26 protein-coding genes are annotated in these 23,799 nt (G+C 65.9%); 3 read left to right on the top strand and 23 right to left on the bottom strand.

The features are described from left to right. The first annotated feature begins 316 nt into the window (after positions 1–316). A complete protein-coding gene (locus ACT9T4_RS12190; RefSeq protein ID WP_499117154.1) occupies positions 317–2,047 on the top strand; it encodes an ATP-binding protein in 1,731 nt (576 codons plus the stop codon). Positions 2,048–2,392: 345 nt separating this feature from the next. On the opposite strand, the gene ACT9T4_RS12185 is transcribed toward ACT9T4_RS12190, so the two are convergent. From ACT9T4_RS12185 to ACT9T4_RS12125, 13 genes are all read right to left on the bottom strand, one after another. Next, entirely contained in the window at positions 2,393–3,448 is a 1,056-nt protein-coding gene (locus tag ACT9T4_RS12185; protein WP_042556781.1) for an EscU/YscU/HrcU family type III secretion system export apparatus switch protein, read from the bottom strand. Beyond that, the gene (gene sctT / locus ACT9T4_RS12180) at positions 3,448–4,266 is read right to left on the bottom strand and encodes a type III secretion system export apparatus subunit SctT (RefSeq protein ID WP_042556780.1); all 819 of its coding nucleotides are present in this window, start codon (positions 4,264–4,266) and stop codon (positions 3,448–3,450) included. Before sctT ends, ACT9T4_RS12185 begins: the two co-directional genes overlap by 1 nt. Before the next feature lie 3 nt (positions 4,267–4,269). Beyond that, entirely contained in the window at positions 4,270–4,539 is a 270-nt protein-coding gene (locus ACT9T4_RS12175; protein ID WP_042556779.1) for an EscS/YscS/HrcS family type III secretion system export apparatus protein, read from the bottom strand. A 3-nt stretch (positions 4,540–4,542) separates the two neighbouring features. Beyond that, positions 4,543–5,202 (bottom strand): type III secretion system export apparatus subunit SctR, encoded by a 660-nt coding sequence (gene sctR, locus ACT9T4_RS12170; RefSeq protein WP_042556778.1) that lies wholly within the window; start codon positions 5,200–5,202, stop codon positions 4,543–4,545. Beyond that, positions 5,199–6,209, bottom strand: coding sequence for a type III secretion system cytoplasmic ring protein SctQ (gene sctQ, locus ACT9T4_RS12165; protein ID WP_499117153.1), 1,011 nt, complete (start codon positions 6,207–6,209; stop codon positions 5,199–5,201). Before sctQ ends, sctR begins: the two co-directional genes overlap by 4 nt. Then, the gene (locus ACT9T4_RS12160) at positions 6,206–6,685 is read right to left on the bottom strand and encodes a hypothetical protein (RefSeq protein WP_042556776.1); all 480 of its coding nucleotides are present in this window, start codon (positions 6,683–6,685) and stop codon (positions 6,206–6,208) included. The genes sctQ and ACT9T4_RS12160 overlap by 4 nt, the downstream gene beginning before the upstream one ends. Beyond that, positions 6,682–8,004, bottom strand: coding sequence for a FliI/YscN family ATPase (locus tag ACT9T4_RS12155; protein WP_042556775.1), 1,323 nt, complete (start codon positions 8,002–8,004; stop codon positions 6,682–6,684). Before ACT9T4_RS12155 ends, ACT9T4_RS12160 begins: the two co-directional genes overlap by 4 nt. After that, positions 8,001–8,585 (bottom strand): FliH/SctL family protein, encoded by a 585-nt coding sequence (locus ACT9T4_RS12150; RefSeq protein ID WP_499117151.1) that lies wholly within the window; start codon positions 8,583–8,585, stop codon positions 8,001–8,003. The genes ACT9T4_RS12155 and ACT9T4_RS12150 overlap by 4 nt, the downstream gene beginning before the upstream one ends. Further along, positions 8,582–9,208, bottom strand: a complete 627-nt coding sequence (locus tag ACT9T4_RS12145; protein ID WP_499117149.1) for a type III secretion protein — start codon at positions 9,206–9,208, stop codon at positions 8,582–8,584. Before ACT9T4_RS12145 ends, ACT9T4_RS12150 begins: the two co-directional genes overlap by 4 nt. Further along, positions 9,205–9,984, bottom strand: a complete 780-nt coding sequence (gene sctJ, locus ACT9T4_RS12140) for a type III secretion system inner membrane ring lipoprotein SctJ (protein WP_042556773.1) — start codon at positions 9,982–9,984, stop codon at positions 9,205–9,207. The genes ACT9T4_RS12145 and sctJ overlap by 4 nt, the downstream gene beginning before the upstream one ends. Positions 9,985–9,986: 2 nt before the next feature. Further along, positions 9,987–10,307: a hypothetical protein gene (locus tag ACT9T4_RS12135; protein ID WP_373565160.1), complete on the bottom strand. Its 321-nt coding sequence runs from the start codon at positions 10,305–10,307 to the stop codon at positions 9,987–9,989. Positions 10,308–10,409: 102 nt separating this feature from the next. After that, the gene (locus ACT9T4_RS12130; protein WP_042556771.1) at positions 10,410–10,613 is read right to left on the bottom strand and encodes a hypothetical protein; all 204 of its coding nucleotides are present in this window, start codon (positions 10,611–10,613) and stop codon (positions 10,410–10,412) included. 39 nt (positions 10,614–10,652) lie between these two features. Beyond that, a complete protein-coding gene (locus ACT9T4_RS12125; protein WP_499117147.1) occupies positions 10,653–11,282 on the bottom strand; it encodes a type III secretion protein in 630 nt (209 codons plus the stop codon). A 108-nt stretch (positions 11,283–11,390) separates the two neighbouring features. Here ACT9T4_RS12125 and ACT9T4_RS12120 point away from each other — a divergent pair, with 108 nt between their 5' ends. Continuing rightward, complete coding sequence (locus ACT9T4_RS12120; protein ID WP_499117145.1) at positions 11,391–12,200, top strand: tetratricopeptide repeat protein; 810 nt, start codon at positions 11,391–11,393, stop codon at positions 12,198–12,200. Between the two features lie 26 nt (positions 12,201–12,226). Here ACT9T4_RS12120 and ACT9T4_RS12115 read toward each other — a convergent pair whose 3' ends face one another. The 7 genes from ACT9T4_RS12115 to ACT9T4_RS12085 all read right to left on the bottom strand — a co-directional run bounded on the left by ACT9T4_RS12115 (position 12,227) and on the right by ACT9T4_RS12085 (position 18,031). Then, the gene (locus ACT9T4_RS12115) at positions 12,227–12,622 is read right to left on the bottom strand and encodes a hypothetical protein (RefSeq protein ID WP_499117143.1); all 396 of its coding nucleotides are present in this window, start codon (positions 12,620–12,622) and stop codon (positions 12,227–12,229) included. Between the two features lie 14 nt (positions 12,623–12,636). Beyond that, entirely contained in the window at positions 12,637–13,893 is a 1,257-nt protein-coding gene (locus ACT9T4_RS12110) for a type II and III secretion system protein family protein (protein ID WP_499117194.1), read from the bottom strand. Between the two features lie 17 nt (positions 13,894–13,910). Then, positions 13,911–16,052 carry a type III secretion system export apparatus subunit SctV gene (gene sctV / locus ACT9T4_RS12105; protein ID WP_042556769.1) on the bottom strand — a complete coding sequence of 714 codons (2,142 nt, stop codon included), beginning with the start codon at positions 16,050–16,052 and terminating at the stop codon, positions 13,911–13,913. After that, complete coding sequence (locus tag ACT9T4_RS12100) at positions 16,049–16,390, bottom strand: tetratricopeptide repeat protein (protein ID WP_499117141.1); 342 nt, start codon at positions 16,388–16,390, stop codon at positions 16,049–16,051. The genes sctV and ACT9T4_RS12100 overlap by 4 nt, the downstream gene beginning before the upstream one ends. Further along, a complete protein-coding gene (locus tag ACT9T4_RS12095; RefSeq protein WP_042556767.1) occupies positions 16,387–16,758 on the bottom strand; it encodes a hypothetical protein in 372 nt (123 codons plus the stop codon). Before ACT9T4_RS12095 ends, ACT9T4_RS12100 begins: the two co-directional genes overlap by 4 nt. Before the next feature lies 1 nt (position 16,759). Further along, the gene (locus tag ACT9T4_RS12090; RefSeq protein WP_179539243.1) at positions 16,760–17,710 is read right to left on the bottom strand and encodes a SctD/MshK family protein; all 951 of its coding nucleotides are present in this window, start codon (positions 17,708–17,710) and stop codon (positions 16,760–16,762) included. Between the two features lie 159 nt (positions 17,711–17,869). Beyond that, positions 17,870–18,031, bottom strand: coding sequence for a hypothetical protein (locus tag ACT9T4_RS12085; protein WP_179539244.1), 162 nt, complete (start codon positions 18,029–18,031; stop codon positions 17,870–17,872). 252 nt (positions 18,032–18,283) lie between these two features. Between ACT9T4_RS12085 and ACT9T4_RS12080 the strand changes: the two genes are divergently transcribed. Then, complete coding sequence (locus tag ACT9T4_RS12080) at positions 18,284–18,763, top strand: MarR family winged helix-turn-helix transcriptional regulator (RefSeq protein WP_042556765.1); 480 nt, start codon at positions 18,284–18,286, stop codon at positions 18,761–18,763. 63 nt (positions 18,764–18,826) lie between these two features. On the opposite strand, the gene ACT9T4_RS12075 is transcribed toward ACT9T4_RS12080, so the two are convergent. Genes ACT9T4_RS12075 through ACT9T4_RS12065 form a run of 3 tightly spaced genes read right to left on the bottom strand, consistent with a single transcriptional unit; the run spans position 18,827 to position 23,703 of the window. Next, on the bottom strand, positions 18,827–20,566 hold the full coding sequence (locus ACT9T4_RS12075) for an acyl-CoA dehydrogenase (protein ID WP_499117138.1): 1,740 nt from the start codon (positions 20,564–20,566) through the stop codon (positions 18,827–18,829). Between the two features lie 30 nt (positions 20,567–20,596). Then, positions 20,597–21,835, bottom strand: coding sequence for a thiolase family protein (locus ACT9T4_RS12070; protein WP_499117136.1), 1,239 nt, complete (start codon positions 21,833–21,835; stop codon positions 20,597–20,599). Beyond that, a complete protein-coding gene (locus tag ACT9T4_RS12065; protein WP_499117134.1) occupies positions 21,832–23,703 on the bottom strand; it encodes a feruloyl-CoA synthase in 1,872 nt (623 codons plus the stop codon). The genes ACT9T4_RS12070 and ACT9T4_RS12065 overlap by 4 nt, the downstream gene beginning before the upstream one ends. Positions 23,704–23,799 lie beyond the last annotated feature (96 nt).

Below are 23,799 nucleotides of genomic sequence, written 5' to 3'. Positions count from 1 at the left end.
CTCATTGGTGAACCGTACCGGCCATTCACAATCAATCAGTTAGCGACCATCGCGTCACGCCTCGGCGCGGCACGTAAATTGCGATGAGTACTCCTGCCTCTGATCGACACCGTGTTGTAGCGATGCGGTGATATACAAAAACAAACGACGTTTGGGGGGATTTCTTCTTGCCTATTCAAACTGCCGCACTGGCACGTTTCATCTGCACCCGTCTCGTCGGGCCGCCACACGAGCCGATCCCGAGCATGACTGGGTGCGTTTGCGCGCAACCGTCGCCAGTGCGTACAACAACCATAATCCTCGAGGGACTATAGGCATGTATTCGACCACTCTCGGCACCACCACGCCGACCGAGACGCCTTATGACCATGCACCATTCAGCAGCGAAGGCGCCTTGCGGTTCGGCGCCTTCATCCTCTATCCACGCCAGCATCTGCTACTGAAGAACGGCGAGCCCGTCAGCCTCGGCAGCCGTGCGCTGGACCTGCTCATCGCGATGGCCTCGCGCTCGGGTGAGCTGCTGGAGAAAGCCGAACTGATCGCCTGTGCATGGCCGAAGGTCATCGTCGAAGAGTGCAACCTGCGCGCGCAGATCGTCGCACTGCGCCGGGTACTCGGTGAAGATGAAAGTGGCTTCGAATACATCGTCACCGTTCCAGGTCGCGGCTACCGCTTCGTGGCCCGTACCGAGCGTTATGAAGCGTCCAGCGAGCCTGCCGTGGCAGAGCGCCTGCAGTCGCTGCCCAGCCTGATCAGCCGGCCACTGGGCCGCGATACGGTGCTGCAGCGCCTGAGCGAGCAATTGTTGCAGACTCGCCTGATCTCCCTGGTCGGCCCGGGCGGCATCGGCAAGAGCACCGTAGCCCTGGCGCTGGGAAATCAACTCGCCGGCGAGATGTCCCACGGTACCTGCTTCGTCGACCTCAGCGAAGTCGATGACGACAGCCGTATCCCCCACGCCCTTGCCGAAGCACTGGGTCTGCAGGCGGGCAGCGACCCTCTGCGTGACGTGGTGCAACACCTGCAGCAACGCCGCCAGTTGCTGATTCTCGATAACTGCGAACAGGCTCTGGATGGCACCGCTCTGGTGGTGGAAACCCTGCTCAAGTGGACCCCCGACTGCGCCATTCTCACCACCAGCCGCGAGCCATTGCGCACTGCGGGCGAGCAGGTCGAACGCCTGCTGCCCCTGCAATTGCCGGCGGCCTGTGAACACCCGAACGGCGAGCAGGCGCTGGCCTACCCGGCCATCGAATTGTTCGTCGACCGGGTGCAGGCCAGCGACACCGCCTTCACCCTCAACGACGGCAACGTGGCGGACGTGATCAGCATCTGCCGCAAGCTCGACGGCATTCCTCTGGACATCGAAATCGCCGCGACCCGCGCCAGCGCCTTCGGTCTGGCGCAGCTCGCCGAGCTGCTGGACGGTGAATTCCGCCTGCAGATGGAAGGTCGCCGTACCGCCCCGCCGCGTCATCGCTCGCTGCGCGCCACACTGGATTGGTCGTACCGGACGCTGGCACCTGCCGAGCAGGCGATGCTGCGCCTGGTGGCGATCTTCAACGGCACCTTCACCCTCAATGCAGTGCGCGCCATCGTCGAGGGCGACGAATTGCTATCGGGCGATCCGCTGCCGTTGATCGAAAGTCTGGTGGACAAGTCCCTGCTGATCGCTCACCGCGACGACACCCTGAAGTTCTACCAGATGCCCAAGACCGAGCGTCTCTATGCCCTGGAAAAACTCGACCAGACCGGCAACACCCAACGGATCGTCGCCCGCCACGCCGCCTATGCGCTGGCCGTGGTGAAGAAAGCCGCGAGCCAACTGGAAACCGTGGTGCCGGAAGCCTGGAAGAACCTCTACGGCGCGGAAAGCGACACCATCCGCTCGGCCCTGACCTGGGCCTGCTCCACCGACGGCAACCAGTCGCTGGGCCTGGAACTGACTCTGGCGGCACTCGGCCTTGGCCCCTACAGGGATCGCTCGTCGCGGCCTCGCGTGGAGCAGCAGCAACATCAGCCGGCAGAACGGCGGAGGGCTGGTTGAGCGACAGTGCGCTATAAGCATTCGGGACGGCTGGCGAGGGGATCAGTTGGTGGGCTGAAGCCCACCCTACAACCAGCCCCTGCGTAGGATGGGCCTCAGTCCACCAACCCGAATGCAACGGTGGACAAAAAGAGCGTTGTCCACCCTACGGCCTGACATCGGGGATGCCTTTTGATGCCGAATTAGCGCTTGCGAGGTAATAGGCGAGACGGTATCTACAACCAGCAACCCGTAGGGTGGGCTTCAGCCCACCAGGGCGAATATCGATGGATCCCACGCGGAGCGTCGGGAACCATCTGATCTACAGACCCACAACGAATCCGGCTGCAACGTCACGCCTGGCCGTCAGATCAATCGCGCCGCGACCAGCGCATCGGCCACCGGTTGGAAGGTATTGGCCGGGATCGGCTCGCCCTTCACCGCACGCTTGGCGATCTCGGCAGCCAGCTTGGCGTCGGCGCTGCATGGCAAGCCCAGGCTCGCCGACTGGGCCAGCAAGGCTTTCGCGTCCTGGGCCGAGGCGATGCACACCAGCACCGGCACCGGTGTCTCGCCACGAACGTAGCGCACGCCTACCAACCAGCCGTCTTCGCTGCCGATCATCAGCGTGGCATGAGCGATACCTACCTTGCGGCTGCTCAGGGCCTGCATCTCGCGGCGCTGACGCTGACGTTCGCGCTTGATCAGTGGATCACCGTCCATGTCCTTGCGCTCGCGTTTCTGTTCGCTGCGGGTCATGCGCATTTCACGCTGGAACAGCCAGCGTTGCAGCAGCACGTCGACGACGCCGATGACCAGGTAAGTGACGATGACCGTGGCCACCAGCGGCTTGAGCAACAGGAAGAACACCGATTCGATGCACCCGGCGCCGCAGCGCGACGATTCCATCAATGCCTGCAAGGCGATACGCCCGACCACGTAAAAGGCGATCGACAGCACCAGCACCTTGAACAGGCTCTTGAGAAACTCGATGACGTTGCGCATCGAGAAGATGCGCTTGGCCCCTTCGACCGGGTTGATACGCGCGATATCCGGCTTGATCGGCTCGCCGGAGAACAGCACGCCGCGCATGGTCACGATATTGGTGAGCACCACGCACAGCACGGTTACCCCGAGGATCGGCAAGGCGGTACGCAGCAACACCTGCTGAGCGCTTTCCAGCAAGCGCGGCCAGACCGTGGCGAAGGGCTCGACGTAGATGGTCGCGGCCAAGTCGAGCAAACCCCGCACCCGTGACTCGGCGACCCCGGCAAGAAAGGCGATGCATACCGTACAGCCAAGCAGTACCGCAGCCGAGACCATGTCCTGGCTCTTCGAGACCTGGCCCTTCTGGCGGGCCTCGCGCAGCTTCTTGTCGGAGGCCGGCTGGGATTTTTCCTCGCTGCCGCTGTTACCCGCCACTAAGGCTCACCTGCGCCGGAGAGCGTCTTGAGCACCTCGACGGTACCGCGGAACTCGGCCAACTGCTCGAGCATCAGCGGGATCAGGAAGCCGCAGTAGAGCACCATCAGGAAGGTGAAGATCAGGTTCTTCACCGATAGCGAGAGATCGAAGATATTCATCTGCGGCGCCATGCGCGACAGGTAAGCGAGCATCATGTCGGCCACCAGCAGGGCGATGATCAGCGGCGCCACCATCAGCACGCCGATGCGCATCACCTGGTCGAGAATGGCCAGCACCGCCTCCAGCGCCGAGCTGGCGATGACCGGGGTGAACGCGGTGACGGGCCATAGCTGGTAGCTGTGGTAGAAGCCGTCGACCATCAGAATGAAGCCACCGGACATGAAGAACAGGGTGATCAGCGTGACGCTGAGCAGGGTCGCGGTAACCCCCGACTCGCCGGCGCCGGAGGGATCCACCAGCTGTGCCATGGTCGAGCCGCGCTGCAGGTCGACCAGCTCGCCCGCCACCTCGGCGGCCCAGAACGGAATGCCGAACAGCAGCCCCACGGTCACCCCGATGAGGAACTCCTTGACCATCAGACCGGCGAGAAAGAAGCTGCCGTAATCCTCCAGTGCGGTCAGCGCGGAGAAGGCCGGCAGGAACATCGGCGCGGAGATCGCTACCGCCACGCAACTGCGGATCATCCCGGTCAGCCCCAGGCGGTTGAATGCCGGGGTGATGAACACCAGACCCAGCGCTCTGCAGACCGCGAGGGCCGCCGCACTGATCACCGGGTAGGCGATCTCGGCGATGCCCAGGCCGATGTCGGCATCCATGCCCTAGCGTGTCCAGGCGGGGAAATTGTCCAGCACATGGCTCGCCAGCGCCGCCACCTGGGTCGCCAGCAACGGGCCGATCAGCACCAGCACCAGCAGCACCGCCACCAGTTTCACCGCCTGTGGCAGGGTCTGGTCCTGGATCTGCGTCAGCGCCTGCAACAGGCCAACCCCCAGGCCGATGAGGATGGCCACGCCGAGCGCGGGTGCGCTGAGCAGCAGCACGGTCATCAGCGCCTGCTTCATCAACGAGAGAAATACGTCCTGGCCCATGCTTCACCCTCCTCCGTAACTGAGGATCAGGCCGTGCATCAGCCGTGACCAGCCGCTGACGGCGACGAACAGAAAGATCTTCAAGGGGATCGAGATCAGCGTAGGCGACACCATCATCATGCCCATGGCCATCAGCACGTTGGCCACCAGCAGGTCGATCACCAGAAACGGAATGTAGAGCAGAAAGCCAATCTCGAAGGCACGGGTCAGCTCGGAACTGACGAAGGCCGGAATCAGCACCACCAGATCATCGTCGCGCAGATCGGCGCGAGCTTCCTCGGACCACACCGTCTCCGTGGCCTGCACGAAGAACGCCCGTTCGGACGGGTTGGCAAAACGTGACAGGTGAGTCTGCAAGGGAGCATGCAGGGCGTCCCCGAGCTCGCGCAGTTCCTCGGCGTTCTGCAAGCTGATCGAGCGGCCTTCCACCTCGCGGTACATTTCGCCGATCAGCGGCGTGGTCACGTACACGGCGAGAATCAGGGCGATACCGTAGAGCACCAGGTTCGGCGGCGTCTGCTGCACGCCCAGGGCGTTACGAATCAGGAACAGCACCACGGAGATTTTCAGAAAGCCGGTCAGGGTCACCACCGCCAGGGGAATCAGACCGATCGTGGTGACGACCAGAATGATTTCCAGCAGGTTCGGTTGGTAATCCGTCATAGGCTGGCGAACCGGGTCAGGCGCACACCGAGCCCATCACCGATGGCGACCAGCTCGCCGCGCCCCACGCAGCGCCCATTGACCATCAGCTCGACCCGCTGCGCATCGCCATCCGGCAGGGCCAGCACACTGCCCTCGCCCAGTGCACGCAGTTGCCCCAGCGGTAGCTCCAGGCTGCCGATCTGACAGATCACCGTCAGCGGCACATCGTCCAGTTGCGCATCATCGGCGTCTTGCCCCATGGCGTTCTCCGTATTCGGGTTGATCGGTTGCAAGGCTTCGAGCAGTTCCAGACCGGACTGCTGGCGTTTGAAACGGGCCTGCCGATGGCCATTGGCGAGTACCAGCAGACCATCTGCACCCGGCGGACAATCGAGCATCAGCACATCGCCCGGCTGCAGGCTGCGCAGTTCGGCCAGGCTCAGGGTCTGCCAACCGCGCTGCAGCGCCAGGCCCAGTTGCAACCCGGGCAGAGCACGGCGCGCCGGCTGCAAATGGCGATCCAGCAAACCGGCCACCGCTTCGCCCACAGCAGCGCTCAGCCCCAAGCCAAGAACGCCGCCCCGCGCGCCCGCGATACTCAGTTGCAGGGTCAGCATGAAATCCCATGGCTGCGCCTCGGCATCCAGCGTCAGCGTCTCGCCCAGTTCCTGTTCCAGCGCTTCGATCCAGGGCAACAGTGCCTGTTCGAGCAGCACGCTCTGCAGGGGCTGCGGCAGGCTGTGAAAATCCCGCTGCAGATCGAGGGGTGCCAGCAGGTGTGCGAGCAGGGGCGCATCCAGATGCACTTGCAGCGCTGCGTCGCCAAGCCGTGCAGGCAGCACGATGGCCGCGTCCAATGCTGCTGGCTGGCCGTTGACGGCGACCTCGAGCCGCTCGCCAGCCACGTGCCCCTGCCAGGGCTGGCGGCGCCGCAACAGACGATTGTGCAGCGCCTGCCGGGCGACATCGAGCTGCGGCAGCGACGGTAGCAGAGGCGCGGGCAGCGACGACTGATGGCAATTCATCGACGTGTGGCTCCATGGGGACGGTCTTCGGCCAGGCTTTCCTCGACCGCCTCGGCGGCCCGCTGCTGAATGCGGTAATGGCGTTGCAACAAGGGCTCCAGTGCCTCGCATTGCAACTGGCGTCGCAACCAGAGCTGGTGAGCCTGATCACGACTGGCCTGTACTTCGGCCAGGTGCCGAGACGCCTCGCTGGCCTGCTCCGCCAAATGCCCGCGCTGCGCCTCCAGCGCGTCGAGCAGGTCCAGGGCGCTGCGGTACTGCCCCACCGGCAGCGCACCTTCGCTGAGCAGGGTCTGCAGCTGCATGGCTTCCTGTTCGAGCAACGTCAGTGCCTCGCGAACCTCGGCTTGCGCTGCGGCCAGCCGCTGGGCCGCCTCCTGGCAACGCACGCGCCAGCTGGCCAGTTGCGCCTCGGCACGACGCTCGCGCAGGCGACGCAGCTCGTCCAGTTGCTGCACGGCGTGGGCGCTGCTCATGCCAGCACCTTGCGCAGCGCGCGCAGCGTGTCGTCGAGGCTGCTCGGTTCGGCGGCATCCTGGCGCAGGAACCGTTCGATGGCAGCCTGCCGGGCGATGGCCTCGTCGGCCAGCGGATCGCTGCCGGGCACGTAGTCCCCCGTACGCACCAACAGTTCGATATCGGCATGCCTCGCCATCAGTGCACGCAGGTGAGCGGCGAGCTGCCGCTGCTCGGGCTCGACCACGCGATCCATCAGGCGGCTGCGGCTCTGCAGCACATCGATGGCCGGAAAATGGTTGCGTTGGGCCAACTCGGCACTGAGCACCAGATGACCATCGAGAATCGAGCGCACTTCCTCGGCTACCGGGTCGAGGGACGCATCGCCTTCGGTGAGCACCGTATACAGCGCCGTGATGCTCCCGGTGGCTGCGGGCCCGGAGCGTTCCAGCAGGCGTGGCAGGGCGGAAAACAGTGACGGTGGGTAGCCACGGCGGGTCGGCGGCTCGCCGATGGCCAGGCCGATCTCGCGCTGGGCACGGGCGAAGCGGGTCAGGCTGTCGAGCAGCAATAGCACATGGCGGCCCTGATCACGGTGGTACTCGGCATGGGCGGTAGCCACCAGAGCGGCCTTGACCCGCTCGGTGGCCGGGCGATCCGAGGTAGCGACCACCGCGACGGTGCGGGCACGGGCCTCTGCCCCCAGATGGACGTCGAGCAGCTCGCGCACTTCACGTCCACGCTCGCCAATCAGGCCAATGACGATCACCTCAGCCTCGCTGCGCCGTACGATGCTCGCCAGCAGCGACGACTTGCCCACGCCGGGCTCGCCGAAAATCCCCATGCGCTGGCCGCGGGCGACCGTGAGCAGGCCATCGATGGCACGGATACCGAGCGGCATCGGCTGTTCGATCAATTGCCGGGAAAACGGCGCAGGCGGCTCGGCCTGCAACGGATAGCGCACCAGGCCACTGGCTGGCGGGCCGCCATCGAGGCAGTCGCCCAGCGGCCCGATCACCCGGCCAAGCAGCGCGTCGCCCACCAGCACGCTCTGGTTCTCGCCCGTGGCGACGATTTCGGTTCGGGTCGACAGGCCTTCCAGAGAACCGACCGGCGAGAGAATCGCCTCATCGCCTTCGAACCCCACCACCTCGGCAGTCAGCACGCGGCCACTGGCGGGATCGCTGAGACGGCACAGTTCGCCGATGCCGACGTCCGGTACGCTGGCCTGGATCAGGGTGCCGCGGATACTGCGGATTCGCCCGCGCAACGGCCGCGGTTGGGCATCGTCCAGGCGGGCGCTAAGGGTTGGCAACAGGTCGTTCAGGGGCGCATTCATGCACCGCCCTCCAGCACGCCGGGCAACAGCGCCTGGCGCACTCCCTGCAGCTGGGTATGCAAATCCAGCTCGACACTGGCCTGGGGGCTGCTCAGACGAGCATGGCCAGCGGCGAGGCCATCAGCCGCCTCCACCTGCAGACGCTCGCCGAGATCGGCCAGTTGCCCGCGCACCGCGTCGAGCTGATCGGGGCGGACGTGCAGACGCAGCCGCTGCCCCTCACGGAACGCCGACAATGCCCGGCGCGTGCACAGTGCCAGACGCGTGCCGTCATCCAGTTCACCGATCACCTGGCGGGCGATACCCAGGGCCAGATCGGTCATCTGCGCTTCCAGCCCGGCCAGGTAGTCATCGACCTGCAGCGCCGTGCGCGCAAGCAGCTCCGCAGCCTCGCGTTGCCCCTCGGCACGCCCGGCCGCCAGGCCCTCGTCTCGCGCCTGATCGCGCAGTCGCTGCATGTCGTCGTGGGTTCTTGTGGCTTCGTCGCGGGCCGCCTGCAGAAAGGCGTAGCCGTCGATCCATTGCGCGGCCTGTTCGCCACGCAGAATGCGCTGGCCCGGTTTGCTTGGCAGGCCACTCATGCCGCACCCCGCTCTTCGCGGGAGGTCAGGGCACCGGCCACCTGGCGTACCCGCTGGATGTCATCGGCGCTGCCTGTCGACAGCGGCGCAGCCAGCCCGAAGCGCAGGCGCAGCCAGGCCTGCAGCGGGACCGGCTGGGCGCCCAGCCAGGCATCCACGCCGCGCTGACCATCCTGGTCGATGGCGGCGAGCAGCGCATCGCCCGCGAGGATCGCCGGCTTGCCGACTGGCGGCTCGCGCCAGCTCACGGCCAGGTCGTAGGCATCGTCACCAAGCTGCTCGCGCAACGTCTGCACCAGCGGACCGCGAATTTCCCGCGCCAGAGAGGCGGCATGCTGGCAGGCGCCACAGATCGGGGCGAGACGGGCGAACCGCTGCCGGGACAGCAGTACCACCGGCAGGTCGTCATCGGCGATCTGGCCGACGCTCGCCAGTGGCTCGAGCCCGTAATAGGACGCGAGCAAGCCGCCAATGCGCCTCTCGAAGCGCGGCTGTGTGGCCAGATCGGTCACCCGCTCGCGGGACACCGCGCCAAGCAGCGCGGCCTCCAGGCAGTCCTCGGCGACGAACTGCATCGGTCGAGCCAGCAGCGCGCGCCAGGCGTCGCGCAACGCCTGGCTCACTCGCTTTCCCTCAGTACGTAGGTACCCTGACCCTGGCGCTCGCGCCACAGGTACCAGGCGATGGCCCCGGCCATGCCGAGCACCAGGAGCAGCCCGGCGAAGAACAGGGTGCGCGCCCGCGACACGCTTTCATCGAGCATCCAGATGCCCAGGAAGGAACTCAGCGGCGGCCGGGCATCGTCACGCAGATTGCGCATCGCCGCCTTGATCGCGGTGACCGAAACGCCGTCGTAGTTCAGCCCGGAAATGCTGTTGGCAACCAGGGTCTTGATTTGCGGAATCAACTGATCGACATCGGTATCCGGCTCATAGCGGATCAGCACCGATGCCGAAGACGGCGAGATCACCCGCTTGAGCAGGTCGTTGTCGGGCAGCACCACGTGCACGCGCGCCGACAGCACGCCATCGATCTGCGACACGGTGTGCGACAACTCCTCGCTGAGGGCGTAAACCATCTGCGCCCGCTCCTGCACCGGTGAGGACACCAGGCCGTTGTTCTTGAACACCTCGCCCATGTTGGAAAATTGCTGCTGCGGCAGGCCGGCCTCGTCGAGCAGGGCCACGGCATCGGAGAGCCGCTCCTGGGGCACGCTGACGGTGATGCGGCCATCCTCCTGCACCTGGCGCTGGGCGGCGATGCCCTCACGCAGTAGGGCAGCGACCATGCTGTTGGCTTCACGCTCGCCCAGGTTGCTGTACAGCACCATGCCGTCACAGGCCTGCAACAGCAGCGTCAACAGCAATAGCGCGACCAGCCGAAAGGGATGCCCGCGCATGGTCACTGGCCCCTTAGCAGGGTGTTGGCAGAGCCGGAAATCTGCGTGGCGCCACGCACCACCATCTGGGTTTCGATGGAGTAATCGAAGACCCGGCTGAGGGAGCCGACCAGCCGGTCGATCTGCTGTTCGTTGACCTTGCCCGGCTCGACACCAGCGCCCTTGTCCACCGGCGAGCTGCTGACGTAGGGCGTGCGCTCCACTGCCGCTGCGTCGGAGAAACCCCGTGAGCGGTCGATGAAACCGTTGAGGCGCTCCATCAGGTTCTCACCAATCTGGTTCGGGCTGGCGCCCTGCGGCATGCCCTTGGCCTGGTTGGCCATGTGCTCGAACAGGTTCTGCGAGACCTGGGCGACATCCTGACCAGCGGCCGAGGGGGCCGCTGTGGCGACTGCTGCGCTGACTGTCATGGCCGATCCCCGTGATTATTCTTCGTCGTCCGCGGTGGCTTCCTTGAGGATCTCCTGAGCCCGCGGCATGACGATGAACTGACCACCGAGGATGACCGCCTGGGTGATCATGTCGTTGGTGAGTTCGTCCTCGGCCTGGGCGTTTTCCAACGCCTGGTCGAATTCGGCCTCGGGGGTGTTCTCTACCGCGGTGTTGCCATCTACCGAGCTGACTGCCATGGAATCTCTCCTTTCACCTGGATGTTGAAAAGCTACCTGCTATTGGTCCGCACCCTTGACCACCTGGATGCCGGCACTACCGCGAAACACCCGCACCCCCCGCTCGCGAACCACCTCGGGCTCCGCCACCACCGGGCTCTGCAGCTGATCGATACGTTGCTGAACCAGCGCCATGTAGGGCGGCGGCCCGGAAATCAGCATGCCGTCACCGTGAAAACTGCTGCGCAGAGACAGGTGCTTGCCTGCCACGCCCAGCTCGTCCAGGGAGCTCTGCAACTCGTCGAGCTGAAAACCGCTGGGTTCGAACTGGCGAATCTCGATCTCTTCCTCACTGTTCACGTGCAGCATGTTGCCGTCGAAGAACCAGGTCAGGCCGCTGTTGCCACACAGCGCGTCGAGAAACTCGCCAGCGCTGGAAGCACGCAGGTTGCTCTGTGCACGCCCCTTGACCCGGTTGGAAATCGCCATCGGCAGACCGAGGTTGCGCCCGAAGGCCTCCAGCGCACTGCGCAGATCCTGATTGATCACCACGTAGGCATAGGACTGCTCGTACCACTGCGGCATCGCCTCGGCGCGCGCCAGCCCCGCACTGCCCGCCAGCAACAGCAGCGACAGCGCCAGGCCGCGCCTGACGGAGCCACTATCGGCGCAGGCAGGGCGATGAAACAACCGCCGGCCGGCAACAATCACAAGATTTCGCAGCCGCTTCACATACCCCGCCGAAGATGGCTCTATAGAATGCCCAGCACGTGCCGGATCAACCCAGGAGCAGCGCCTTTGCCGTCGATTTCCCCCCGCCACTTCGTGCTGCTCGCCAGCTTCGCCCTGCTGGGCGCCTGCAGCAGCAACGCGCCCAGCAATCCGTCCGCGCCAGCGAGCGATGACGCCTACCAACGCCTGATGAAATTGGCCAATGACGTCGAGGCGCGTGGTGACCGTGGTACCGCCGCAACGCTGTATCAGCGTGCCGCCGAACGACCCGGCGCCGGTTTCGAGGCCTGGCAGCGACTGGGCCGCGCGCGGCTGGACAGCGGCAATACCCGGGGTGCTGAAGAGGCGTACCAGAAAGCCGTCGCGCTGGAGCCGGACAACCCAGTGGGCCTGCTCGGCCTGGGCACCGCGCAGCTGCGCCTGGGTTACCCGGAGCGCGCCCAGCCCCTGCTCGCCAGTGCCGCCGAGCAATTGCCCAACGATGCCCAGGCCTTCGCCCGCCTGGGTGCCGCCGAAGCGCAACTGGGCAATATCGCCGCCATGCAGCGTGCCTTCGCCACCGCGCGCAAGCTGGCTCCCGGCGATCTCGATGCGCGCAGCAACCTGGCGCTGGCCTATGCCCTCAATGGTGACAGTGCCAGTGCGCTGCGCGAGATCGACGGCATCGATCGCGCGCCAACCGCTCAGTTGCGCCATCAGCGCAACGCGCTGCTGGTCCAGGTGCTGGCTGGCGAGCGTGGCAAACCGGCCAGCGTGCAGCTCGACGACACCAGCGCGGCCAAGCGCCAGGCGCTGATCGCCGAAGCCCGGCGCATCGCTGCCATCAGTGACCCCGCCGAACGGGCACGGGCCCTGGGGCTGAGCGCTGGGAGATAAAAGTGGCGACCGCGTGATCGCCTGGCTCATTGCCCACCCCCGGTATCGCTCTGCGCCGCCTGCTCCTGTCGGCGACGGCGCTTCTCGTCGGTTTCGAAGCCTTCCAGATACGACTGAGCTGCCCGGCCCACCGGCGCGGCCAGCGTCGGCCCCGTCTGTCTGCCGCGCAGCAGATCACCGCGGCGCTCGACCATCTGCAGCAGATTGGCGTTGTTGGCGCAGCCAGGCGGCAGTGGCAGCATCTCACGCTCGTCGACCGGCTGACCCTCCTCACTGACGCGACGGCAGGCATCCGGCACCAGCAAGGTCTGGCCGTTGGCGTCGACGAGGGTCTGGTAGCCGTGGGAATAGCTCGGCGCCTGCAGTTCCGTCTGGCAGGCGCCAAGCAGCAGGCAGGTGGACAGCACGCTCAGACGCGTCATCGCGATACCCCCGTTCATTGCACGTGGAACCCGAAGGAGCTGCTGCGCGCCGGTGCATCGGCACGTGCCCCGAGGGTGCGATCGAGGGGCGTGAGCATGGCTTGGGTCTGCACCGGCTCGACCAGATAGGGCGTGATCAGGATCACCAGCTCGGTTTCGTTCTGCTGGAAGCGCTTGGAGCGGAACAGGTTGCCGAGGATCGGCATGTCACCGAGCAGCGGGACTTTCTCCAGATCCTGAGCGTTCTCCCGCTGGAACAGGCCGGCGATGGCGAAGGTTTGCCCGCTGCCCACCTCAACACGGGTATCGGCGCGGCGCACACGGAACGACGGCACGCGGAACCCGGACACCTCCAGCGTGCTGCCGCCCATCAGGCTGCTGACCTCCGGACGCACCTGCAGGCCGATACGGTCATTGGGCAATAGTGTCGGGCTGAACAGCAGCGACACACCGTAGGATTTGTACTCGACGCCCACCAGATCGCTGTTCACCGGCACCGGCACCGGCACTTCGCCGCCCGCCAGGAAGCTCGCCGTTTCACCGGTCATGGCGGTGATGTTGGGCTCGGCGAGAATCTCCAGCACGCCGTTGCTCTGCAGCGCCTCAAGCACGGTATCGATATTGAAGTTGCCGCTGTCCAGGCCTACGCCGATCAGGTTGGAGGCGCCCGCGGCAGCCTCCGCCGCCAGATTGCCTCCGGTGAGCAGGCCGAACGAGAAGGTGCCGTTGTTGAACAGCGCGTTCCAGCTCACCCCGTAACGCAGCAGCTCTTCGCGGGACACTTCGGCGAAGCGTACGCGAATGTTCACCTGCGCCGACCCCGGGTAGGTCGCGGTATTCACCGCGCCCTGCCATTCCTGCCCGGTAGGGTCGAGCATGGCATTGAGGTCCAGCGCCTCGCCGACGCTGCTGACCTGGCCGCGGGCCGCCAGGCGGTTGCCCACGCCTTTCACTTCGGTAGCGCTTTGCGGATGGCGGCTGCGCAGCGCGCTGCTGATCGGTCGACCATTGCTGCCGACGTTGATCTGCAGCGAGGCGATCTCTCGCTCGTCGCTGCCCAGGGCCACCAGCGTGGTGTGCCCGGCACGCTTGCCGAACAGGTAGATGACGCCAGGCGACACCACCTGCAGGTCGGCGACGCCAGGCTCGGCGACCATCACCGCATCCACCGGCTCGGCGAAGCGCATGATGCGCCCCTCCCCCGTCGCCAGGTCGATGCTGCCTCCTGACGGTGACTGCGCCACGGCCAGCAACGGCATGCAGCAGAGCATCAGCAATAGCCCGCGCATCATGTGGCACCTGCCAGAGCAGCAGGTGCGGGCTCGTTTCTTTCCGCCCGCGAGGTGGCCGGTGAGCCGATCACCTTGATCGCCTGCAGGCTGTATTCCGGAGCCAGTTCGGTAAAGGACAGCACGGCCATCTCCAGTTCGTCACGAATGCACAGGCGCAGGATCCGGCGGCGTAGCTCGGGGTGTACCACCAGGGTCGGTTTGATCTGTTCGGGGAGTTGCGCACACTGCTGACGCAGTGCCTTGAGCAGACCGCGGGTGGCCTCCCGGGCACGGATTTCACCGCGGCCGGTGTCTTGCTGGCGCGCCGCCTCCAGCAACTGAGCCTCGAGGGCCGAGCCCAGCACGAAGGCGGCGATCACCCGCTTTTCATCGGCATGCTGATGGCTGATCTGGCGGGCCAGCGCGGTACGCAGGTGGTCGCTGAAACGCCCGACGTCACCTTCGCGGCCGCCCCACTCGACCATCGCTTCGAGCAGCGCACGGCGATTGCGGATCGATACCCCTTCGGCGACCAGCCGACGCAGGGCATCGGCGACACGCTGCAGGGGCACGGCACGCAGGGCTTCCTTGACCAGTTCGCCATGGCTCTCCTCCAGATGGGCGAGCAACTGACGGGTTTCCTGGATACCGAGAAAGTCCCCGGCGTAGCGGCGCAGGGTGCGCGCCATCACATCGCGAAGAATTTCATCCGGGCGCAGGTAGACGATGCCCGCATCGCTCAGCTCGGCCTGGTGCTCGCCAGGGATCCACAGGCCCGGGCGGCTGCTCAGCGGCGAGGCGCGCTCCTCGCCCTGAATGTCGAGCAGTTGCAGGTGCACGGGGTCGTCGCGCAGCAGTACCTGGGCAGGATTCAGGTCGCCCTGATCCACCGGCACACCCTCCAGCTCGACCCGGTAGCTGCCCGTTGCAGCGGCCATGTCGACCCGCACCGACGGCATCGGAAATTCAATGCCCAGCTCGTTGTGCAGATCGTGGCAGAGCACCTCGAGGCGCTGCTTGAAGGGCTGCAGAGGCACCACCTCGGCCAGCCCCGGACCGATGGACAGCAGCACGCGGGAGTCGGCGGTGGCGGGAGAGGCCTCGGCTTCGCCTTCGGGCTCGACCTCCACAGCAGCCGCTTCGACCACCTCGGCCGCGCACGCCTCGGCTTCCTGCTCGCGGCGCTGGCGACGCATCAGCATCCAGGCGCACAGCCCCAGCACCGCCGACAGGCCGAGAAAAACCGGCGCCGGGAAGCCAGGGATGAAGGCGACGGCAGCCAGGATCAGCGCCGTGAGCGTAAGGGCCCGCTGGCTATTGCCCATCTGGCGGATGATCTCGGTACCCAGGTCGGCCTGCTCGGCCTCGTTGTTGACCCGGGTAACCACGGTACCGGCCGCCACGGCGATCAGCAGGGCCGGGATCTGCGCGATCAGCCCGTCGCCCACGGTGAGCAGCGAGTAGGTGTGCCCGGCCTCGGCGAAGGACATGCCACGCGACAGCATGCCGATCAGCAGGCCGCCAATCAGGTTGACGAAGAGAATCACCAGGCCGGCGATGGCGTCGCCTTTGACGAACTTCATCGAGCCGTCCATGGCGCCGAACAGCTGGCTCTCGCGCTGCAGATCGGAACGTCGACGACGGGCCTCGCCGGCATCGATATCGCCGTTGCGCAGGTCGTTGTCGATGCTCATCTGCTTGCCAGGCATGGCATCCAGGCTGAAACGCGCCGCCACCTCGGCGACCCGCTCGGCGCCTTTGGTGATCACCACGAACTGCGCCACGGTGATGATCAGGAAGATCACCAGACCGACCACCACTTCGCCGGCGATGACGAATTTGCCGAAGGCTTCGATGATGTGCCCGGCATCGCCGTGCAGCAGAATCAGCCGCGTGGTGCTGATCGACAGAGCCAGCCGGAACAGGGTGCTGAGCAGGATCAGCGCTGGCAGCGCAGACAGCTCCAGCGGCTTGCTGATGTAGAACGCGACGATCAGCACGAGGATGCTGAGGGCGATGCTGATGCCGATCAGGGTGTCGACCAGGTAGGTCGGCAGCGGGATGATCATCATCACGATGGCCATCATCATGAAGGCGACGATCACCACCTCGGTACGTTGCGCGGCCATGCCCGCCAGGGCGCTGAGACGCGCCATCATGCGTCACGCTCCTGGCGCAGTTGCCGGTAGCGAGTGAAACAGGCGCGGGCCTCGGTGTACTGGCCGCAGCTCCACAGGGCACGGCTGCGCAATAGCTGCCAGGCTGCCGACTCGCCCTGCAGCGCATGCAGGCGATCCAGAGTGCGCAGCGCCCGCTCGCCATCGCCGATGGCGGTGAAGGCCGCAGCCAGGCGGGCCAGCAACACCTGGTCGTCAGGGTTCAGTTGCACGGCCAGCAGCAACAGCACCAGCGCGCGCTGCCCCTGACCAACCCGCAGATAGAGATCGCCCAGGCCTTGCAACAGCTTGGCGGCATCATGATCGTCGCGCTGCATCATTCCCCCGTCTCGGTTTCGACCCGCTGCCGGTCCAGTGCCTGACGGGTGTCGAGCTCTTCACGGACGAGGGCCATGGCCAGCGTTCTGGTTTCGCCGTCGAGCGGCAGCGTCGGCAGGATGCGTTCGAGAATGTCCTCGAGAATTTCCGCGGGCCGCGAACCGGCGAACAGCCCCGGTTCCACACCAGCGGCCAGCTCCAGCGCCTGCAGGTCATCCTGTACCGATGGCAGAGGTGGCGTGCGCGGCAGGCTGGGCTGGCGGACGGCCGGTGGCGGCGTGGGTGATGCGGGGGACAGCTCGCTCGGACGCGTACGAACATCCGACGCTGCGTCCGCTGGAGCTAACGGGGCGCGTGAATCGATCTTCATGCTAGCCCTCAGGCACTGGCGAAGGTCCGAGCGTGAGGGCGAAACGCTCGTCACCGAGCGCCAGCACCACCTGGCCATCCTCGATACGCTCGAGCTTCCAGCCACCTTCGAGGGGGGCACCGGGGTACAGGCGCGCACCTGATGCGTTGATCACGTAGGGGTTGTCGCCGAACCACACGGCCTGAAAATTGACCCGGGGGCGGGCGGCGTTTTCGCGCACGCTGACATCACCGCGCAGTACGTATTGGCGCCCGTAACGGCCATCGAAGTACTGCTGCAGGGCCAGCCAGTCCTGCTCCTGGCCAGGCTCCACGGTGCCGCTGACGCGCAACTGCCCGGCACTGGCGTCCAGTTTGAGGTTGTTCAGCCCGGCGGCCTTGGCCTGGCTGGCCAGATCGGCGCGGGCCAGTTGCAATGACGCGGCCCTGGGCACTTGCGCTGGCTGCTCCTCGGCGATCGTCAGCCGCTGCAGCGACTCGGGTTCCGCGGCGTACATCGGGGAGTCGCGCAGCATCGCCAGGGCGCCCGCGCAGATGAACATGAACAGCGCGGCGATGGCCCATTGCGCCTTGCCGTACCACACGGGGTTGGCAGCCGTGCCACGCTGCGGCATGGCGAGACGCAGGGTGGCGTCGCCGACGCGGATATCCACAGGCAGTCGACCGCGGTAGCCGTGCCCGCGCGCGATCATGGTTTCACGCCCGCCGCGGATCACCCGTACGTCGCCGCCGGTGGCCTCCACGCCGACGTGGCGGGCACTGAAGCGCAGGGTCAGGTGACGCTCCGCAACCCCGGCGTCACGCAGCATCAGGTTCGCCGCAGCGCCACTGCCGATGCTGTACACCGCCTCATCGAGCGGCAGAGAAACGCCACGGTGGATGCCGGCGGTCACATCCAGACGGGGCAGGTCGCCGCTGTTCGGCAGGACGGAACTAGAGGCTATCGCAGTCATATGACTCACCGGGTTCGCGGCTCGCGCCTGGGCTCAGGGATTGCACTATCGAACGACGCATCGGGCCAGAACGGCTCGACCACGCACTCGATGGAAAAGATGCCGATAACGGCGCAGACACAGGTTGCAGGCGACGCCGAGCGCCGCCTGCAGCCCGGGTCAGTTCTGCGGACGCTGCTTGGTCGCGTCGAGCTCGGCTTTCTTGGCCGTGGTGATCTCGGTGATCTTGGCGGACTTCTCGATCGCCATATCGAATACTGCGGACATCTTGTCGATGGCGGCGTCTGAGTTGCCACTGTTTACTGCAGGAGTCTCAGCCATGGGATATCTCCGAACGGTTCTAAGGGTAATTGGCGGCACCACCAGCGGTGATGGCCGGTTTCAGGAAAACCACCTCAGTGAGCGGGCTTTCCTGCAACGACTCGAAGACTAGGGAGGGATGACCGAGCGGTGTTGTTAAAGGTTGTTAAAGCTTGTTGAGCAGCGCTTAACGAATGTGCAGAACCGCGCCACTGGCCAGCTGCAGCACGAGCATGCAAAATGCTTAACACGCTTAACCGAAGAAGAGCCCCCATGAGCAGCCCCTCCAGTCAGATCGATACCGCTCCAGGCACCTCGCACGGGGCCGATGCCCTCAGCGACAACTGGCTGGACACGCTGGTCGGCTACGCCCTGCGCCGCGCCCAGTTGAAAGTGTTCCAGCATCTGGTGGGCAATCTCGCCGAACATGACCTGCGCCCTGCACAATTCACCGCCATGGTGATCATCGACAACGAGCCCGGCCTCATGCAGGCGGATCTGGCCCGCCAGCTTGCCATCGAACCGCCGCAACTGGTGCCTCTGCTCAACAAGCTGGAAACCCGCGGCCTGGCGCAGCGCGTAAGGGGCGTGCAGGACAAGCGCGCCTACGGGGTGTTCCTCACCAAGGCCGGGCTGACCCTGCTGGAGCAGCTCAAGGCCGTCGCCGTGGCCAGCGACGATGCCGCCACCGCCGCCCTCGACGAAGATGAGCGCGTGCAATTGCTGCACCTGCTGCGCAAGGTCAATGGCTAAGCGCAGCGTCGAGCGGCAAGGCTCGCGTTGCCTGTCGACACGCTGCAGGTGCTTGCACCTGGCTCAGTGCAGAAAGGCCAACGGCGCACGGGCGGCCTCGATTCGCGCGATACGCAGGTCGATTTCCGGCAACAGATAGCTGAAGAAGAACGCCGCGCTATCGAGCTTTTCCTGATACCCGGCATCCTCCGTCAGCAGCGTGCGCGCCAGGCGTGCCGAACGCGCCCAGGCATGGGCCAGCAGTGCCCAGCCCATCAGATGGAGAAAGTCACCGGCGATCCGGTAGGGATATTCAGCGTCGCCCTCGACGCCTTCACGGATCCGTAGCAAGACCCCGCGCAGCGTGCTGCACAGGTCACTCAACAGCCCGGCGTACGCACCGCCAGCGGCACTCTCCTCGTCGAACAGCGCGAGCAGTTCGGTGAAGGCCAGGCCCTGATCGGCGAGCACCTTGCGCAGCAGCAGATCGTTGGCCTGAATCTCGTTGCTGCCTTCGTAGATCATGGCGATACGGCTATCGCGCAGGGTCTGCTCGACGGCGTACTCGCCGATGTAGCCGTAACCACCGAAGACCTGCAGCGCCTCGCTGGCCAGGTGAAAGCCCTGATCGGTGAAGAATGCCTTGATGACTGGCGTCAGCAGACCCGCCAGGCGCTGAGCCTGCTGGCGCGTCGGCTCGGCGACGGCGTGCTCGGCCTGGTCCAGCAGATGCGCCCCCCAGTAACCGATGACCCGCAGACCCTGGCTGACCGTGCGCAGGCGCAGCAGGGCCAGACGCATGGCCGGGTGGTAATGGATCGGGTCGGCGCCAGCAGCAGCCACCCCGGCAGGGCGCGCCGGTGCCCGCATCTGCTGACGCTGACGGGCGTAATCCGCGGCGTTCTGCCAGGCGGCCTCGGCATGCCCAAGGCCCTGCAGACCGACGTGCAGGCGCGCCGAGTTCATCATCACGAAGATCGCCGCCAGCCCGCGATGCGCCTCACCGATCAACCACCCCTGGGCGCCGTCGAAATTCAGCGAACAGGTGGCGCTGCCCTTGATGCCCATCTTGTGCTCGATGCCGTCACAACGCAGGGCATTGCGCTGGCCATCCTCCAGGTACTTGGGCACCAGAAACAGCGAAATGCCTCGGCTGCCGGCTGACGCATCCGGCAGCCGGGCCAGCACCAGATGCAGGATATCGTCGGTCAGGTCGTGCTCGCCGCCGGAGATGAACAGCTTGCTGCCGGTGATCCGGTAACTGCCATCCGCATGGGCTTCGGCTCGGCAACGCAGCAAGCCGACATCACTGCCGGCCTGCGGCTCGGTCAGGCACATGGTCGGCAGCGCCTGCCCGGATACGATGGCTTCCAGATAGCGTGCCTTGATGCCCTCCGGCGCGTGGGCCTGCAGACACAGGTAGGCACCATGGGCGATGCCGGTGTACATGGCCCAGGCGTGGTTGCTGGCGTAGAGCATTTCCTGCAGCGCTGCGTCGAGCAACTGCGGCAAGCCCTGGCCACCATGGGCGGGGGCACAGGCCAGCGCCGGCCAACCGCCCTCCACGAATGCGCGGTAGGCGTCTGCGAATCCCTCGGGCGTGCTCACCTCGCCATCGTGCCAGCGGCAACCCTGACGATCACCGCTGCCGTTCAGGGGCGCCAGCACGCCTGAACTGAAGCGCCCGGCTTCCTCCAGCACCTGCAGCGCCAACGGCAGATCGACGTCAGCGAAAGACGGCAGCTCGGCCCAGGCCGCAGGTGCCTGCAGCCAGTGTTCGAGAACGAATTGCATATCGCGCAGAGGCGCTTGGTAATGCCACATGAAGCACCTCGCAAAGTACCGGTTGAAACCTCAAGGCCGATAGCCTGGGTTCTCGATCAGCAGCGCCATGCCCTGTCCACCACCAATGCAGGCAGCGGCGATGCCGTAACGTAGATTGGCGTCGCGCAACTGCCGTGCCAGGGTCATCACCAAACGCAGGCCGGTAGCGGCCAGTGGGTGGCCAAGAGCGATGGAGCCGCCGCGTTGATTCAGACGCGAAGGATCCAGCTCCAGCACCTGACTGACCGCTAGTACCTGGGCGCCCTGAGCCTCGTTGATTTCCAGCATACCGATCTCATCGAGCCTCAGGCCGCTGCGCTTCAGCAATAGCTGGATGGCGGGCGCGGGGCCGATGCCCATGCTCTCCGGCGCCACGCCGATCACGCTGGCAGCGCGCAGCAGCGCCAGAGGCGAGCGCGTGCAGTCGCACGCGCGGCCGACCAGGGCCGCCGCCGCGCCATCGACCACCGCGCAGCTGTTGCCAGCGGTCTGCACACCGTTGGGATGAATGGCGTTCAAGCGGGCCAGCGCCTCGGCATCGGTAGGCCGTGGATGACTATCCTGCGCCACGTCGGCAACCCGCCTGGGCAGTTGAATGCCGCGCGTCTGATAGCCATCCAGTTCAAAGCGCTCATTGCCGACGGCGACGATCTCTTCGGCCAGCCAGCCACCGTCGCGAGCCTGCAGGGCTCGCTGGTGACTGCTCAGCGCATAGGCATCCACCTGCTCGCGGCTGATGCCATAGTCATGGGCCAGGCGTTCTGCGGTGGCGATCATGTCCACGCCCGGGGCCGGGTCGTAAAGGGCCTCCCAGAGGAAATCCTTGAACTCCACCGCTGCGCCAAGGCGAAACCCTGCGCGGTGTGCATAGGCGACGATGGGGTTGCGCGACATGGACTCGGCGCCCACGCACAGTGCCAGTTGCACGCCGTCACGCAACTGCGTGCCGGCCTGGCGCAACAGCTCCAGGCCGGTGCCGCAGATCCGCTGCACGGCCAGAGCGGGCACCTGTCGTGGCACGCCACTGTAGAGCCCGACATGCCTTGGCAGCAGGTAGGCGTCGAAACTGGCCTGGGCCATGCAGCCGGCCAGCACGCTGTCTACCGCGCCTGGCTCGAGACCTGCTCGTGCCAGCACGGCGCGCCCGACCTTGATGCCCAGATCGATGGGCGAGACCTGGGCCAGCGCCCCATTGAGGTCGACCCAGGGCGTGCGCACCGCCTCGATGATCGCGACATCGTCGAAGCCGGTGAACTGCCCGCCGTTCACGAACCCGTCTCGGCCCGCAGGATCGAATCGTCCTGCCCGCGATACAGCGCTTCGACCTTATCGGCACGCCACTGCAATACGGCACGTTGGTTGAGCGAGCCCTTGTCGGTGATCTCGCCACGGTCGATGGAAGGCGCCTGGTCCATCAGCGCGAGCCACTCCAGACGCGTGGCATTACCGGTCGCTTCACGGTTGAGACGCTGCAGCCAGCCGGCGAACCAGTCGCGCACCCCGGCACTGGCCAGCACCTCGGCATCGCTGGCAGCGGCATCCAGCCCGGCCAGCTGCCGGCACTCGTGCAGGCGCGGGAACACCAGCAGCCCCAGGCATTCGCGATCCGGCGCGGCGACCACCACGTCCTGCACGTAGGGCGAGCCTTCGAGCACCGCGCGGTTACGCAACGGGCCGACGCTGACGAACACCCCGGAAGACAGCTTGAAGTCTTCGGCGATACGCCCGTCGAACATCAGGCCGAGCTGCGGATCTGCCGGATCGGCCAGCTTGAGGGCGTCACCGGAACAGTAGAACCCTTCCTCGTCGAACACCTCCTCGCTCTGCTGCGGAGCACGCCAGTAGCCGGGCATGATGTGCGGCCCGCGGAAACGACCTTCCAGCTTGCCGTCAGCCGGTACCAGACGCACTTCACAGCCCGGCGCCGGCAGGCCGATGTAGCCGGCCATGGACAGCGGTCCGGTGGTGAAGGTGCAGGACGGCGCGGCCTCGGTCATGCCCAGCCCGGCCATCATGCGGATACGTTCGCCACAGTGCTGCTCGGCGACCCGATCGAGGCGGTCCCAGACACTCTGCGACAGCCCGGCAGCGGCGAAGAAGAACAGTTTGATGCGGGCGAAGAAGGTCTCGCGCAGGGCGGCGTCCTGTTCCAGTGCACTGACCAGCTCTTCCCAGCCCTTGGGTACGGTGAGGTAGGCAGTGGGCGAAATCTCTCGCAGGTTGCGCAGGGTTTCGGCCATGCCCTGGGGCGTGGGCTTGCCTTCGTCGAGGTAGAAGGTGCCGCCGTTGTAGAGCACGATACCCAGGTTATGGCTGCCACCGAAGGTGTGGTTCCAGGGTAGCCAGTCGACCAGTATCGGTGGCTCTTCGCCGAACACCGGAAAGGTCTGCAGGAGCATCTGCTGATTGGCGCAGAGCATGCGCTGGGTGGTGACCACCGCCTTGGGCAGCTTGGTCGAACCGGAGGTGAAGAGAAACTTGGCGATGCTGTCCGGCCCGGTGGCCGCGAATGCCGCCTCGGCTTCGGCACCACCTGGCTGTTCCAGCAGGCTGGCGAAGCGGAGGCAATGCCGGCCGTGGACTTCACCGCGTACGGCAATCACCGGCACATCGCCTGGGATCACCGCTTCGATGGCGCGCTGGAACGGCTGGCTATCGGCGATGAACACCAGCCCGGGGCGCAGCAGATCGCAGACGTGGCGCAGCTTGGCGTAGTCCTGGGAGAGCAGCGAGTAGGCCGGCGATACCGGGCAATAGGGGATGCCCGCGTACATCGCGCCGAGGGCGATCTGCAGATGTTCCAGGCCATTGCCGGAGAGGATCGCCAGCGGCCGTTCGGCGCTCAGGCCGAAGCCCAGCAGGCTTTGCGCGATGGCGCGCACCTGGCCGAGCATCTGTGCATAGCTGGTGTGCTGCCAGGCACCCGCACTGTCGCGCACGGCCAGGAAGGTCTGCTGCGGGCGCACCTCGGCCCAGTGCAGCAGACGATCGAGCAGGCGCTCGGGTAGCGGCGCCAACGGCTCCAGCGAACGCATGTGGAGAATGCCCTTGCGCTCACTGACTTCCACGGCCGGATGGCCGATGGAAACCTGGCGATAACGCGGTCTGATATCGGAGTTCACCTTGCGTTTCTCCATTCGGGCGGATCGGTCCGCCACTGTTGTTCTTGTTTTCTTCTGTCGCGCCGCCGCCCCGCTGAAAGGACGGCAGGCAGACGCAGCCAGGCAGGTACG

The sequence above is a fragment of the Pseudomonas sp. SZ40 genome (genome assembly GCF_052958135.1).
This window is presented reverse-complemented; position numbering and strand designations above follow the sequence as displayed.

Excerpts from the sequence above, each read along its gene's own strand:
- sctR (WP_042556778.1), bottom strand. The coding sequence starts at position 5,202 with ATGACGGATTACCAACCGAACCTGCTGGAAATCATTCTGGTCGTCACC.
- sctJ (WP_042556773.1), bottom strand. The coding sequence starts at position 9,984 with ATGCGCGGGCATCCCTTTCGGCTGGTCGCGCTATTGCTGTTGACGCTG.
- sctV (WP_042556769.1), bottom strand. The coding sequence starts at position 16,052 with ATGATGGCGCGTCTCAGCGCCCTGGCGGGCATGGCCGCGCAACGTACC.
- ACT9T4_RS12090 (WP_179539243.1), bottom strand. The coding sequence starts at position 17,710 with ATGACTGCGATAGCCTCTAGTTCCGTCCTGCCGAACAGCGGCGACCTG.
- ACT9T4_RS12115 (WP_499117143.1), bottom strand. The coding sequence starts at position 12,622 with ATGACGCGTCTGAGCGTGCTGTCCACCTGCCTGCTGCTTGGCGCCTGC.
- ACT9T4_RS12080 (WP_042556765.1), top strand. The coding sequence starts at position 18,284 with ATGAGCAGCCCCTCCAGTCAGATCGATACCGCTCCAGGCACCTCGCAC.
- ACT9T4_RS12190 (WP_499117154.1), top strand. The coding sequence starts at position 317 with ATGTATTCGACCACTCTCGGCACCACCACGCCGACCGAGACGCCTTAT.
- ACT9T4_RS12135 (WP_373565160.1), bottom strand. The coding sequence starts at position 10,307 with ATGGCCAACCAGGCCAAGGGCATGCCGCAGGGCGCCAGCCCGAACCAG.
- ACT9T4_RS12100 (WP_499117141.1), bottom strand. The coding sequence starts at position 16,390 with ATGATGCAGCGCGACGATCATGATGCCGCCAAGCTGTTGCAAGGCCTG.
- ACT9T4_RS12075 (WP_499117138.1), bottom strand. The coding sequence starts at position 20,566 with ATGTGGCATTACCAAGCGCCTCTGCGCGATATGCAATTCGTTCTCGAA.
- ACT9T4_RS12085 (WP_179539244.1), bottom strand. The coding sequence starts at position 18,031 with ATGGCTGAGACTCCTGCAGTAAACAGTGGCAACTCAGACGCCGCCATC.
- ACT9T4_RS12095 (WP_042556767.1), bottom strand. The coding sequence starts at position 16,758 with ATGAAGATCGATTCACGCGCCCCGTTAGCTCCAGCGGACGCAGCGTCG.
- ACT9T4_RS12130 (WP_042556771.1), bottom strand. The coding sequence starts at position 10,613 with ATGGCAGTCAGCTCGGTAGATGGCAACACCGCGGTAGAGAACACCCCC.
- ACT9T4_RS12155 (WP_042556775.1), bottom strand. The coding sequence starts at position 8,004 with ATGAATGCGCCCCTGAACGACCTGTTGCCAACCCTTAGCGCCCGCCTG.
- ACT9T4_RS12150 (WP_499117151.1), bottom strand. The coding sequence starts at position 8,585 with ATGAGTGGCCTGCCAAGCAAACCGGGCCAGCGCATTCTGCGTGGCGAA.
- sctT (WP_042556780.1), bottom strand. The coding sequence starts at position 4,266 with ATGGATGCCGACATCGGCCTGGGCATCGCCGAGATCGCCTACCCGGTG.
- ACT9T4_RS12160 (WP_042556776.1), bottom strand. The coding sequence starts at position 6,685 with ATGAGCAGCGCCCACGCCGTGCAGCAACTGGACGAGCTGCGTCGCCTG.
- ACT9T4_RS12175 (WP_042556779.1), bottom strand. The coding sequence starts at position 4,539 with ATGGGCCAGGACGTATTTCTCTCGTTGATGAAGCAGGCGCTGATGACC.
- ACT9T4_RS12065 (WP_499117134.1), bottom strand. The coding sequence starts at position 23,703 with ATGGAGAAACGCAAGGTGAACTCCGATATCAGACCGCGTTATCGCCAG.
- ACT9T4_RS12110 (WP_499117194.1), bottom strand. The coding sequence starts at position 13,893 with ATGCTCTGCTGCATGCCGTTGCTGGCCGTGGCGCAGTCACCGTCAGGA.
- sctQ (WP_499117153.1), bottom strand. The coding sequence starts at position 6,209 with ATGAATTGCCATCAGTCGTCGCTGCCCGCGCCTCTGCTACCGTCGCTG.